The following is a 14,235-nucleotide window of genomic DNA, read 5'->3' on the forward strand; positions in this document are numbered from 1 at the left end:
TTTGGCTTTGTTAATTTTTTAGTGAAAGATTATAAATATATACATTTTTCTAATAAAAAATTAGTTTATTTTTGCTCAATAATTTTGAATGTGATTAGATGAAGTCAATAAAGGGTACACTTATTCCAATTGGAGGAAATGAAGACAAAGGATATAGTGATGATGATTATAACAAGGTTGATTATATTGAAGAAGGCATCTTATCTCATGTGGTACGTGAAGCTGGAGGCCTTAACGCTAATATAGTTGTTATACCTACTGCTTCTAGCATTCCCGTTGAAGTCGGTGAAAGTTATATCGAAGCTTTTAAAACACTTGGTTGCGAAAACGTAACTGTTTTAGATATTAGAAATCAAAAAGATGCTGAAAAGCCTGAAGCCATTTCATTAATAAAAGTAGCAAACTGCATTATGTTCTCTGGTGGCGATCAATCTAAAATAGCCAAAAAAATAGGTGGTACAACCATTCATAACATTCTACTAGATCGTTTTAAAAACGAAAAAGGGTTTGTTATTGCTGGAACTAGTGCTGGTGCCATGGCTATGGCAAAAGAAATGATTACTGGTGGAAGTGCTTCTGAAGCCTTTGTAAAAGGTGCAGTAAGAATGAGTAACGGACTTGGCTTAATTCCGCAATTAACTATAGATACGCATTTTATTCGAAGAGGTCGTTTTGGACGCTTGGCCGAAGCTGTTGCGAAGCATCCTAAATTGATTGGAATTGGATTAGCCGAAGACACAGGTTTAATTATAAAAAACAATGTTGTTCGTGTCATTGGCTCAGGCATGGTTATCGTTTTTGATCCAAGAAAGTTAAAACACAATAACGAAAAGATCTTGAAAGAGGGCACACCTATGTCTCTGACTAATTTAAAAACACATGTTTTGGCAAATGGTGACCGATTTAATATTAAGAAGAAAAAAGTTAAGGTCTTACCTGTAGCAGAACCTTTTATTTAATTTTTATAAATAGATACCGTTTCTATTCCAATTGAAGACTTTGAAGCACGATACATACCTTCCGTATTAAATGGCATAGCGATATTGCCTTGAGAATCGACAGCTATTAAGCCACCATCTCCTCTTATTTCAAGAATACGCTTATTAATGACTTCATTTGAAGCGTCTTTAAGTGACATGTTTTTATGTTCCATTAAACAAGACACATCATAAGCAACCACTCCACGAATAAAAAACTCACCACTACCTGTACAAGAAATAGCACAAGTTTTGTTATTCGCATAATTTCCTGCACCTATCATTGGTGAATCACCAACACGTCCCCATTTTTTATTGGTCATGCCTCCAGTAGATGTTGCAGCAGCAATATTTCCGTTTTGATCGCAAGCTACTGCTCCAACCGTTCCAAATTTCGAATCTTTTTTAGTTGAATGATCTAATTGAAAACTATCTGTATCTTTAATTTCTAACCATTGTTTATGGCGAAAATCATCATAAAAATAGTTAGCATCTTCAATATGGTAATTCAATCCTTCAGCAAAACGCATAGCACCTTCACCAGCTAAAAAAACATGTTCACTTTTTTCCATAACATCACGTGCCAAACTCACTGGGTTTTTAATACCTGTAATTAAACTAACAGCACCAGCATTCAATGTTTTACCATCCATAATACTGGCATCCATTTCATGGGTTTCTTCAGCAGTAAATACACTACCTTTTCCTGCATTAAAAAGATGAGAATCTTCTAAAGATTTAACGGCTACCTCTACAGCATCAACAGCTGTTCCGCCATTTTCCAATAAATAATAACCAGCATCTAATGCATCTTTTAATGCATCTTTATATTTCGCTTCTAATTCAGGAGTCATCATGCCTTTTACTAGAGTTCCTGCTCCACCATGTATGGCTATAGAAAATGTTTTCATTTATCTTTTTTTAGTGCTGTGAAATTACAAATTGCATTTCAATTGCCGCTCAATTACGCTTAACTTTTTGTAGCTTTGAGTTTCTTTCAAAAACTATCACATGTCTGAACAAAAACGTCTTTTTTTAGTCGATGCTTATGCTTTGATTTTTCGTGGCTATTATGCTTTTATTAAAAACCCAAGAATTAATTCTAAAGGTGAAGACACATCAGCCATAATGGGTTTTATGAATTCACTTTTAGATGTCATAAAACGGGAACGCCCTGACCATTTAGCTGTGTGTTTTGATAAAGGTGGCAGTGTTGACCGTGTTGAAATGTTTGAAGCTTACAAGGCTAATCGTGATGAAACACCTGAAGGCATTAGAACCGCAATACCACATATATGTAATATTTTGGAAGCCATGCATATTCCTATTATGGTTAAAGAAGGATACGAGGCTGATGATGTTATAGGAACCCTTTCACGACAAGCAGAAAAAGAAGGTTACAAAACCTATATGGTGACTCCTGATAAAGATTTTGCACAATTGGTTACTGAAAACATTTTTATGTACAGACCTGTTTTTGGTGGTGGTTATGAGACTTGGGGTATTCCTGAAGTCCAGAAAAAATTTGAAGTAACAGACCCCTTGCAAGTCATTGATTTTTTAGGGATGATGGGTGATTCCAGCGATAATATTCCTGGACTTCCTGGAGTTGGTGAGAAAACAGCTAAAAAATTTATAGCACAATTTGGTAGCATGGAGGGCCTTTTAGCCAATACTGACCAGCTTAAAGGTAAAATGAAGGAAAAAGTTGAAGCAAATGGGGAATTAGGCTTACTTTCAAAAAAACTAGCAACTATAATGTTAGATGTTCCAGTAACCTTCAATGCCAAAGATTTTGAATTAGACCATCCTGATATAGAAAAAGTAAAAACTATTTTTCAAGAATTAGAATTTAGAAGACTTACTGAGAATTTCTTAAAAACATTTGCTGCTGAAACAACCGAAACTACTACTTCGGATACTTCTGCTACGCTCAATGCAGACTCCAGCGAGAAGTCTGAAAAACCCAAACCAGAAAAAACATCGACAGCTGGCTCTGGTCAGTTTTCACTCTTTGGTAATGATGGAACTACAACAGAAACTAAAAGTATTTCCGATTATACTCGTAAAACTGTGGAAACGACGTCACATTTTTATCAAAGTGTCGCTTCAGGCATGGCAACTAAATTATTTGTTAAAAACCTACTGAATCAAGCTTCGGTGTGCTTTGACACCGAAACTACTGGATTAAATCCGTTAACTGCTGAATTAGTTGGTATAGCTTTTTCTTGGGAAGTTGGCAAAGGTTTTTATCTGCCTTTTCCAGAAGATAAAACCGAGGCACAAGAGCTTATAGAATTATTACGTCCGTTTTTTGAAAGTGAAAAAATTGAAAAAATTGGTCAGAATTTAAAATACGACATCAAGGTATTGGCCAAATATAATATTGAAGTAAAAGGCAAGCTCTTTGATACCATGTTGGCACATTATCTTATAAATCCAGATATGCGCCATAATATGGATGTCCTAGCTGAAACCTATTTAAATTATACGCCTATTTCCATTGAAACATTAATTGGAAAGAAAGGGAAAAACCAGCTATCTATGAGGGAAGTGCCTTTAGATAAACAAACTGAATATGCCGTTGAAGATGCTGATATTACACTTCAACTTAAAGAGCATTTTCAGAACGAATTAGGTGAAGCAAACACACAAAAATTATTTGATGAGATTGAGATTCCACTGTTACGTGTTTTGGCTTCAATGGAATTGGAAGGTATAAATCTTGACACCAATTTTTTAAACAGCTTGTCTGACCAACTCAACAAAGACATTGCAGATTTGGAACAAAAAATATATGCCGAAGCTGGTGAAGAATTTAATATTGCTTCTCCTAAACAATTAGGTATTGTTCTCTTTGAAAAAATGAAGTTGGTTGATAAACCCAAAAAAACCAAAACAGGACAGTATGCTACTTCTGAAGACATTTTGAGCTATCTGGCGAAAGATCATGACATCATAAAGAATATTTTAGAGTATCGTGGCTTATCAAAATTAAAAAGCACCTACGTTGATGCCTTACCGCTTCAAGTTGAGCCCTCAACAGGTCACGTACATACTGATTATATGCAAACTGTCGCAGCTACTGGACGATTGAGTAGCAACAATCCAAATTTACAGAATATTCCAATCCGTACCGAACGCGGTCGTCAAGTACGAAAAGCATTTATTCCAAGAAACGACGAGTACACGTTACTTGCTGCTGATTATTCACAAATAGAACTGCGTATTATTGCCGCCTTAAGTGAAGAAGAAACTATGATTGAAGCTTTTAAAAATGGTGAAGATATTCATGCTTCAACCGCTTCAAAAGTATTTAATGTACCATTATCTGAAGTCACACGTGAGCAACGTAGTAATGCCAAAACAGTAAATTTTGGTATTATTTATGGAGTTTCTGCTTTTGGCTTAAGTAATCAAACCGATTTATCGCGAAGTGAGTCTAAAGAACTCATTGATACCTATTATGAAACCTATCCAAAACTTAAAAGCTACATTGGTAAACAAGTTGATTTTGCTAGAGATAATGGTTATGTGCAAACGGTTTTAGGCAGACGACGATATTTAAAAGATATTAATTCTCGAAATGCTGTAGTTCGTGGTGCTGCAGAGCGAAACGCAGTTAATGCACCTATTCAAGGTAGTGCCGCCGATATTATTAAAATTGCCATGATTAATATCCACGAAAAATTGGAAGCTGGAGACTATAAAACCAAAATGCTTTTGCAGGTTCATGATGAATTGGTTTTTGATGTTTATAAACCTGAACTAGAAACCATGAAATTACTCATTAAAACCGAAATGGAAAATGCCTTTAAGTTGGAAGTACCTTTAGATGTTGATCTAGACATTGGTGATAATTGGTTGGAGGCGCATTAATTCATGGATACGCTTAACCAACTTATCGAGAATTTTGCGTCAGCAGTTTGGGGCTTACCACTGTTGGTGTTATTGGTTGGTGGCGGTCTTTACTTATTACTATTATCCAGGTTTTTACCTTTTCGGTATTTGGGTCACGCCATTCAGGTATTACGAGGTAAATATGATGATCCTAATGACCCAGGACAAATTTCACACTTTCAAGCCTTAACAACTGCTTTATCGGCAACTGTAGGCATGGGAAATATTGCTGGAGTAGCAGTTGCCATTGCTATTGGAGGACCAGGAGCTGTATTCTGGATGTGGATAAGTGCCGTAATTGGCATGTCAACAAAGTTTTTTACTGCAACGTTGGCTATTATGTATCGTGGAAAAGATAGTGCAGGTGAGATTCAAGGAGGACCCATGTATTTCATTATGGAAGGATTGGGAAAATCATGGAAGCCATTGGCGATCATGTTCAGTTTTTGTGGTTTGGTCGGTGCACTTCCCGTGTTTAATGTTAATCAACTAACACAAGCCATTAATGATATTTTATTGATCCCAAATGGTATTGAGGTTGGGTTTGGTTCTAATTTGATAATAGGCATTTTATTAGTAATTGTTACATCTATTGTGATTCTTGGTGGCTTAAACAGAATTAGTAAAACAGCAGCTAAACTGGTTCCTAGTATGGTATTACTGTATTTTATTTTGGTGCTTATTATTCTGGGCATTCACATAGATCAAGTACCTAAATATTTAAGCTTAATTTTTACAGATGCTTTCAGCGCCAGTTTTTATAAAGGAGATACCTTTTTAGGTGGTGTGGTTGGCGGACTTATTTTATTGGGAATTAGAAGAGGTGCTTTTTCAAATGAGGCAGGAATAGGTACCGCTCCAATGGCTCATGGTGCTGCAAAAACCAACGAACCTATAAGAGAAGGTTTAGTAGCGATGCTTGGTCCCGCTATAGATACACTTGTGGTGTGTACTATGACAGCTTTGGCTATTTTGGTCACTGGTGTTTGGCAATCATCAGATGCCAATGGCGTGAGTTTAACAGCAGCAGCATTTAGTAATACTATGCCATTAATGGGTAAATATTTACTACTAGTTTGTATTGCAGTTTTTAGCGTGTCATCGTTATTTTCGTATTCTTACTATGGAACAAAATGTATGTCTTTTTTGTTTGGTGCTGACAAAAAGCATTACTATAATTACATTTACATTGTAAGTATTATACTTGGAGCAACAACTTCTTTAAGCATGATGATTAATCTTATTGATGGTTTTTTTGCGCTTATGGCGATCCCTACCATGACAGCTACACTTATTATGGCACCAAGAGTAATAAAAGAAATAAAAGCTTATAAAAAGCGTGTTTTTGCCAATAAAATCCACTAAAAAAACATCAAGTCCTTAACTCTTTTTTAGAAGAATCTTTTCATTTGTAAATTGATGTGCTTCATCTAGGAAATTAATCATTAATTGCCAATCAGATTTTGAAACATAATTGTGCTTGTACTCTTTAGAAGTTTTAATTGTCAGGGTATTACCATCCAAACTTGCAGAACTCACAAATGAACCTGTTTTATTGTCAATTGATTTATTCAGTTTATCTAAACCAGCAATAGTATAACCTTCAGGAACAGTAAGATTAATACTGTATTGATAACTTCTTGGGTAGCCCATATAAATATTTTCATCGCGCTCCTTGTTTTCATCTAAAATATCTATTTGACCTCCTATAAACTTGCCAATTTCAATAATGTAATTAGGCCCTGCTTTCTTTATTAAGTCTCCTGTTGATATAAAAGCTTCAGTATAAGAGAGAGGATCTTCAAAGGTATATCGACCAGTTTCATTAATACTGTAAGTATAGTCTTCAATGTTTGTCAAATTATACTCTGTTTTGGCTGAATTCACAAAGGTCTCTTTTTGCTTTTCACGTAGTTTTTCAATGACAGCGTTTAATTCGTTTCTATATTTTTCTTGTTTTGATTTTCTAAGTAGTTTAATAAAAGATTCTGTTTCATATTTTTGATAATCTTCATCAACATAATCTTTAAAAATTAACCTATCAAATTGTTGGTCTTCTTTTTCATGCCCTGTATAACTAACGACACTTTTTACAGAAAACCCATTAAAATCATCTGTTAAGCTAATGGCTATATTTTTGTTTGTTTTGTTAACTTGGTAGTTGCTAACTGGAACAGCAGTACGCTCTATTTGATCATAATCCCATCTTTTTACGGGTGAAAGCAAATAAGCTTCAGCTCCTTCTAGCGTAGGGTCAAATGTGTTGACTGTTGTATGTGGACCAAAAGGTTTTACGTAAACTGGAGGGTTGGTTTGGGTTTTTATTAAAGTATTTAAGTTTTTATAGATTAATAAATCATCCAATGAACCATCATAGCGTTTTTTTCCTACCAGTAAATCACATTTTATTTTGTTGTCTTTTAGTATGGCTATGTAGTGCTTTAAAAAAGTATTGTCACTGTTAAACATGGTTGCATCATTACCATAAACACCAAAAGGATAATCTAAAATCCCAGCATCTTTTATAATATAAGCTTCAATAAAGCGTGTTAAATAATGATGCCTCATAAAATAATAAATGGCAATAGCCTTTTCAGAATCAGAAGCAAATTCTTTATTCTTTAAAAAACGTTCTTCATATTTTAAATCGCCATAAGGGTAAATATCATCATACTGATTCAAGACTTCTTCTTTAGAAACCGAAGTTTTTATTATTTCCTCCTTGTCAGATAAAAAGGCATCTGCGCGTTTTTCAAATTTACCCGACCTTGCAAAAAAGACTTGGAATTTATAACAGGGTAATTCTACTAAAGGAAAAAACCATCGCTCATTTTTATGCTTTTCTATGTCGCTTTCAGTAAGCTCATAACGTCTTAAGTTTTTCTTATCTGTTTCAATTTTTTTTAATTCTGGAGCACCATTAAACGATTTGAAATTTATGAAAAAGTCATTTTCTGTTTCAAAAAATAACTTATAATCCATAATTGGATATTCCTCACTTAATGTGCGTTCTACTGGATTAAACCCAAAGGCATATGTTGACTTAAAAGGTTCAATACTATAAGAATAATAGTCAATTATATCACCAACTTCTAAATTAGGGATTGCTACTTTAGTCTCCCCATCCACTTCAACAGCTTCTTTATTAATGTCAATAATGCTTTCGGAACCATCTGGCTTGATAACTTTTACTCCAATGATATTGTTGCCTCGTGTTCCCAAAGAGACGCCTTTAGAGACTCTGAAGCGTTTTTGGTAAGAAAATTCAGAAAATTCTTCTACTGCTGCTTTATCTAAAAGCTTGATACGTTTTCTTATGGACGATTTATAGTTAACTTTCTTACCAAACTTATGAAAATCGTAGTTTTCGTTTTTGTAGATAATTACAGCGGATTCGTTTTGCCATTTTTCAGGTACGTTAACGACTGTTTTATACGTGTCGTTTTCACCCCAAAAAAAATCTCTGGCTTCTTGCTCATCTTTAGATTGCGCTATGATGATTGTTGAGAAAAAGAGGGTAAGCAGGAGGGATAATCGTAATTTCATGCGTTAGGATTTAGTTAGTATGATTTGTTCGTTGTATAGTGCTTTTAAGTTTTTAATGAAAACATTCCATGTTTCAAAATCTGATGTTTTTACAATGGCATTTTTAATTTTAAAATCTTTCTTGTAAATGATACTGTTGCCTTGCTTGGTAAAGGTTACTGAAAGATCAAAATTTTCACTGGATGCATTGATGTTTTTTGGTAACTCGGAAACTGTATATCCTTCAGGTAAGTCCAATGTGGTTGTGGAGATAAGGTGTTTTTTATAATCTAGAATGTAGTCTGTTTTGCGTTCATCAAAATAGTAACCTGATAATTCCTTTTCAAAATCAAGGTCAATGTATGCTGTGCCATCAAAAGATGATATGGCGTTTTTAATGGTAATAAAATAATCCAGATTTACAGGAATTTCTCTATTGCTTAAATCAGAAGTTATTACATCTACCACGCCAATATTAGAATTTCCTTTATTCAAATACCAAACTAAAAAATCTTCTTTTTTATCTGTTTTTAGCTGATTTAAATATTGTAAAAGACTAGATCTACTTTCTCCTTCAAATTTTTTACTTACAGATCCAAAAATAACATCATCTACTATTTTTAATTTATAATCATAAGTTTCTATGTTCTCACTTGCATCTGAAACGGGAACAGTATTTAAAATATAACTGTCACCATTTTCAATTAATACTTGCTTCCCTTGAATACGGTCTGCAAACTCACCATATGCATTGAATTTTTCGGTGCCATCCAGATAAACAGGTTTATTGTCTTTCATTAAGGTACAAATCATATGATTATCTACTGACAGATTAGGTGTAGAATAATCATATGCAATTCGTTTGGTACCAATCCAAGTTAATCTTGCATCAAAGCCTGCTTCTAGAAGCATTTGCTTTGTAAGGTTTGCCATGCCCTTACAATCGCCATACCGTTTTTTGAATACATTTGAAGCTTCGTCTGGTTTAAAACCTGCAATACCATCTTCAAATGCTATATACCTTATATTATCTTGAACCCAATAGTATATATTCTTAATTTTTTCTTCGTCAGTTTTAGCATCTTTTGTAAGTTCTTCAACTTTAGCCTTAATTACCGTATTATTATTTTCAAGACTATTTACTAGTGATTTATACCAATTGTATAAATCTTGTGTTGACTCAAAAATTTTATATTGTTCTCCTCCATAGGAATATGATTTTGCTAGCACCAAAATATGAGGATATATATAGGATGGGCCTGGTGCACTTTCATCTTTATACATTCCTGCTACATTCTCTAATGTGTAAGAATAAATTTTTGAATTATTTTTGGTGTTTGGTTCAACGGTTTTTTTAATATCATAACCGTCAAAATTCATTTCCTTTAATTCCAAATCGAGCCAATCAGGGATCTCAACAATTATCTGCTTCTCAAGAGCAGGAAAATCATCATTAAAATATAAACTTGTAAAGTATTTTATGTCCTTATATTTCTTGACCGTTTCAGTTGCATACTTGTAGCCTTTAAGAGGAAAATCTAAATTAACATACTTTACACGCGCATCATTATGAAATAAATCTCTACTCTTTATAGCTTCATCATTGACTGGATAGTCAGCATCGCGATTGGTTTTATATTTAACAGTAAAAGATTCAATTTCAGATTCACCATCATAAAAACAATAGGCTTGAATGTCTGCACGTGAATCCAAATTAATTAAATTTTTATTGATTTTCTCGAACACCGTTACTTTTTGATCACTTTTATTGAAGTCAAAAGTAATGTGGTAGCTTTCTTTTTCTACCGCTACATTGTCCTCTTGAAAAGATTCCTTGATAGTATTGGCTTGTGCAATTTCATTTTGAGTAGGCTCTGTGTTTTTTTGTGCATTAAGTTGTAAAACTAGTAAAAAACTGAAGAGAAAGGTTAGTGAATATTTAAACATCAAAAAAGGATTATGTTGCTAATATAAAAATTTGAACTTTATAGTAAGGAAAATTTAAGAATCGATATGTTGTAAAAATATGAATTTTTGAAATTTTATGTGACTATTTGAAATTTCCTCATAACAAATCTTTAATTTTAAGCAGACAATGATTTATATCTTATGAGTTAAACAACTATTACATATTTACTACGGCATGAGTAACTATCACATAAAACATTTAGAAGAATATTTTCAAGTTTACCGTAAATCGGTTAGGGAACCAGAAAACTTTTGGGAAGAAGTTGCCGAAGAGCATTTCCTATGGCGAAAAAAGTGGGATAAGGTCTTAAGTTGGGATTTTTCAAAACCGGAAGTTACCTGGTTTGAAGGTGCCAAACTAAACATTACCGAAAATTGTTTAGACAGGCACTTGGCAACCCGAGGAGATAAAACTGCTATACTGTTTGAGCCCAACAACCCTGACGAGCCAGCGGAGTATATTACCTATCGCGACTTATACGAGCGCGTTAATCAATTTGCCAATGTGCTAAAGGATAAAGGCGTTACAAAAGGTGATAGGGTTTGTATCTATGTTCCCATGATTCCGGAATTGGCTATTGCGCTTTTGGCCTGTGCCAGAATTGGTGCCATTCATTCAGTGGTGTTTGCCGGGTTTTCGTCTAAAGCTTTGTCAACACGCATTAACGATTGCGATTGTAAAGTGGTTATCACTGCCGACGGCTCGTATCGTGGTGCCAAAACCATTGACTTAAAAGGTATTGTTGACGAAGCACTCGAAGATTGCCCTGATGTGGAAACCGTTTTGGTTGCCAAGCGTATACATTCCGATATCAACATGAAGGAAGGCCGTGATGAATGGTTACAACCGTTATTGGATAAGGCATCAAAAGAAGGTAAAGCCGAAGTCATGGATGCCGAAGATCCACTGTTCATTCTATATACTTCAGGCTCTACGGGAAAACCCAAAGGCATGGTGCATACTACGGCTGGTTATATGGTATATACCGCTTATACTTTTAAAAATGTGTTTCAATATCGGGAGCATGATGTGTATTGGTGTACAGCCGACATTGGTTGGATAACGGGTCACAGTTATATTGTGTATGGTCCCCTTGCCAATGGCGCCACAACCGTGATGTTTGAAGGTGTACCAAGCTACCCGGATTTTGGGCGTTTTTGGGAGATTGTTCAAAAACATAAAGTCAATCAGTTTTATACAGCGCCAACAGCCATTAGAGCCTTGGCAAAACAAGGAGCTGAATTAGTTGAAAAATACGATTTGTCTTCCCTTAAGGTTTTAGGTTCGGTTGGTGAACCTATTAACGAGGAAGCCTGGCATTGGTACAACGATGTGGTAGGCAAAAACAAAAGCCCTATTGTAGATACCTGGTGGCAAACCGAAACAGGAGGCATTATGATAACACCCATTCCGTTTGTAACCCCCACCAAGCCAACTTTTGCAACTTTACCTTTTATAGGTATTCAACCTGCGTTGATGGACGAATCGGGCACGGAGTTAAAAGGCAATCAGGTAGAAGGGCGCTTGTGTATAAAATATCCTTGGCCAAGTATGGCGCGAACCATTTGGGGTAATCACGAACGATATAGGGATACCTATTTTTCGGCATATGAAAATAAGTATTTTACTGGAGATGGTGCCCTGCGTGATGAAGTAGGCTACTACCGTATTACAGGCCGTGTGGATGATGTGATTATTGTATCCGGACATAATTTAGGTACTGCACCTATTGAAGACGCCATAAACGAACATCAGGCAGTAGCCGAGAGCGCCATTGTTGGTTTTCCGCACGATGTTAAGGGCAGCGCACTTTACGGATATGTTACACTAAAGGATTTTGGAGAAGCTAGAAATCAGGATAATCTTCGAAAAGAAATCAACCAATTAATTTCCGATAGGATAGGACCTATTGCCAAACTTGATAAAATTCAGTTTACCGAAGGACTGCCCAAAACACGTAGTGGTAAAATTATGCGGCGTATCTTGCGTAAGATAGCCGAGAACAACACCAGTGATTTGGGTGATATCAGTACCCTTTTGAATCCGGAGGTTGTACAAAGTATTATTGATAACAAGTTGTAATTGTAACAAGTCGTATGACTTGGCGTCTTATGGCTATAACGCTAACACACACCATCATGAAAAATCTATTTGTCAGTATCTGTCTTATTATGACCGTTTTTATCGGTCATGCACAAGAGACAACCATAACAACGGAAGTCAAAGAGAATATCCAAGCGCGTGTTGAGTCGGGTGAAAATGTGGGTATTTCAGTAGCTTTTGTAAATGGTGATAGAGTTGATTTCTACAATTATGGAACTACTGATTTAAAACAGAATGTTCAGGTAGATGAACATTCGGTATATGAAATAGGTTCTATTTCCAAAGTTTTCACCTGTATTATGCTGGCTGATGAAGTGTTGAAAGGCCGTATGAAACTATCGGATCCCATTGCAAACTATTTACCAAAGACGGTTACGGTTCCAATACGCAATGGCAGGGAAATTACGCTTTTGGATTTAGCAACCCATACTTCGGCATTGCCTAGAATGCCTGATAATTTCAACCCTAAAGATCCTAGAAATCCGTATGTAGATTATACACCGGAACTTATCTATGAATTCATGTCATCCTATGAATTAACCAGAGATATCGGTTCGGAATATGAATACTCCAATTATGCCATGGGCTTATTGGGACATATTCTGGAATTGCATACAGGCAAAAGTTACGAGGAATTGTTAATCGAAAAAATAGCCCATCCTTGTAACATGATTAGTACCCGATTGGTATTAACTGATAGTATGAAAAACCATTTGGCTAAACCTCATGCACAAGGTGTTGAGGTTTCCAATTGGGATTTAACAGGCTTGGCTGGTGCTGGTGGTATCCGTTCTACAACAGCGGATATGGTCAGATTTTTACAAGCCAATATGGGTGTATCGCACCCTGCTATTTTTGAAGCCATGCAATTAAGTCAGCAAGTAGCTTATGAAAATGAAGCCAACCAATTTAAAATAGGCCTGGGCTGGCACTATGCCCAAAATGGCGATGATACCATTATTTGGCACAATGGCGCGACAGCTGGTTATAAATCGTTTACAGGTTTTATAGAAGGCACCCAAAAAGGAGTCGTCGTATTAGGTAATGCAGATACGGATATTGGTCGAATTGGAATGAAATTGTTGGGTGACCCAAGACCATTAGAAGTGCCAAAACCTTCGATTGCCACAATCGTTAATAAAGAAATTGATGCCAATGGTATCGAGTCGGCTATAAAACTATACAAGCAATTGCAGGTAGAACAATCAGATGCCTATAAGTTTGATGAAAACCAATTGAATACTCTGGCCTATCAATATCTTGGTGAAGACAATAATAAGGTAGCACTAGAGCTTTTTAAGTTGAATGTGGCTTCGTTTCCTGATGCTTCCAATCCTTATGATTCTCTAGGAGAAGCTTATTTAAAAGTGGGAGATACTACACAGGCTATTACCAATTACAAGAAATCCTTGGAATTAAATCCTGCAAATGATAATGCCAAAAACGTACTAATTGAACTTGGTGTAGATAAATCAAAATTAACAAAGGATGTGGATGTATCTGAAGAAATGCTTGAAACCTATTGTGGTCAATATGAATTGCAGCCTGGTTTTATAATTACAGTAACACGAATCGAAAAGCAATTATTGGCCCAAGCTACAGGTCAACCACAGTTTGAATTGTTTGCATCAGACTACAACAAATTTTACTTAAAAGTTGTGGAGGCACAAGTTACATTTCATGCCAATGATAAAGGAAAGATAGATAGCTTAACCTTGCATCAAAATGGTCAGAATATGCCTGCAAAACGAATTGAGTAGT

8 protein-coding genes are annotated in these 14,235 nt (G+C 35.5%); 5 read left to right on the forward strand and 3 right to left on the reverse strand.

All coding sequences use genetic code 11. The annotated features are described in order from the left end of the window. Positions 1-98: 98 nt before the first annotated feature. Positions 99-959 carry a cyanophycinase gene (locus HGK31_RS01460; protein ID WP_191858191.1) on the forward strand — a complete coding sequence of 287 codons (861 nt, stop codon included), beginning with the start codon at positions 99-101 and terminating at the stop codon, positions 957-959. On the opposite strand, the gene HGK31_RS01465 is transcribed toward HGK31_RS01460, so the two are convergent. Next, positions 956-1,888, reverse strand: coding sequence for an isoaspartyl peptidase/L-asparaginase family protein (locus tag HGK31_RS01465; protein ID WP_191858192.1), 933 nt, complete (start codon positions 1,886-1,888; stop codon positions 956-958). The genes HGK31_RS01460 and HGK31_RS01465 overlap by 4 nt on opposite strands. Positions 1,889-1,988: 100 nt before the next feature. On the opposite strand from HGK31_RS01465, the gene polA reads away from it, so the two are divergent. Together polA and HGK31_RS01475 are read left to right on the forward strand one after the other, a co-directional pair. After that, positions 1,989-4,856 carry a DNA polymerase I gene (polA, locus tag HGK31_RS01470; protein ID WP_191858193.1) on the forward strand — a complete coding sequence of 956 codons (2,868 nt, stop codon included), beginning with the start codon at positions 1,989-1,991 and terminating at the stop codon, positions 4,854-4,856. Between the two features lie 3 nt (positions 4,857-4,859). Continuing rightward, positions 4,860-6,242 (forward strand): alanine/glycine:cation symporter family protein, encoded by a 1,383-nt coding sequence (locus HGK31_RS01475; protein ID WP_191858194.1) that lies wholly within the window; start codon positions 4,860-4,862, stop codon positions 6,240-6,242. Between the two features lie 15 nt (positions 6,243-6,257). Here HGK31_RS01475 and HGK31_RS01480 read toward each other — a convergent pair whose 3' ends face one another. Then, the gene (locus HGK31_RS01480; RefSeq protein ID WP_191858195.1) at positions 6,258-8,423 is read right to left on the reverse strand and encodes a DUF3857 domain-containing protein; all 2,166 of its coding nucleotides are present in this window, start codon (positions 8,421-8,423) and stop codon (positions 6,258-6,260) included. A 3-nt stretch (positions 8,424-8,426) separates the two neighbouring features. Further along, on the reverse strand, positions 8,427-10,349 hold the full coding sequence (locus HGK31_RS01485) for a transglutaminase-like domain-containing protein (protein WP_191858196.1): 1,923 nt from the start codon (positions 10,347-10,349) through the stop codon (positions 8,427-8,429). Between the two features lie 196 nt (positions 10,350-10,545). On the opposite strand from HGK31_RS01485, the gene acs reads away from it, so the two are divergent. Continuing rightward, positions 10,546-12,453 (forward strand): acetate--CoA ligase, encoded by a 1,908-nt coding sequence (acs, locus tag HGK31_RS01490; RefSeq protein ID WP_191858197.1) that lies wholly within the window; start codon positions 10,546-10,548, stop codon positions 12,451-12,453. A 56-nt stretch (positions 12,454-12,509) separates the two neighbouring features. Next, positions 12,510-14,234 (forward strand): serine hydrolase, encoded by a 1,725-nt coding sequence (locus HGK31_RS01495; RefSeq protein ID WP_191858198.1) that lies wholly within the window; start codon positions 12,510-12,512, stop codon positions 14,232-14,234. Position 14,235 lies beyond the last annotated feature (1 nt).

The organism is Hanstruepera ponticola, assembly GCF_012931685.1.
GTDB classification, from domain to species: Bacteria; Bacteroidota; Bacteroidia; order Flavobacteriales; family Flavobacteriaceae; genus Hanstruepera; species Hanstruepera ponticola.

Excerpts from the sequence above, each read along its gene's own strand:
- HGK31_RS01465 (WP_191858192.1), bottom strand. The coding sequence starts at position 1,888 with ATGAAAACATTTTCTATAGCCATACATGGTGGAGCAGGAACTCTAGTA.
- polA (WP_191858193.1), top strand. The coding sequence starts at position 1,989 with ATGTCTGAACAAAAACGTCTTTTTTTAGTCGATGCTTATGCTTTGATT.
- HGK31_RS01495 (WP_191858198.1), top strand. The coding sequence starts at position 12,510 with ATGAAAAATCTATTTGTCAGTATCTGTCTTATTATGACCGTTTTTATC.
- HGK31_RS01485 (WP_191858196.1), bottom strand. The coding sequence starts at position 10,349 with ATGTTTAAATATTCACTAACCTTTCTCTTCAGTTTTTTACTAGTTTTA.
- HGK31_RS01460 (WP_191858191.1), top strand. The coding sequence starts at position 99 with ATGAAGTCAATAAAGGGTACACTTATTCCAATTGGAGGAAATGAAGAC.
- HGK31_RS01480 (WP_191858195.1), bottom strand. The coding sequence starts at position 8,423 with ATGAAATTACGATTATCCCTCCTGCTTACCCTCTTTTTCTCAACAATC.
- acs (WP_191858197.1), top strand. The coding sequence starts at position 10,546 with ATGAGTAACTATCACATAAAACATTTAGAAGAATATTTTCAAGTTTAC.
- HGK31_RS01475 (WP_191858194.1), top strand. The coding sequence starts at position 4,860 with ATGGATACGCTTAACCAACTTATCGAGAATTTTGCGTCAGCAGTTTGG.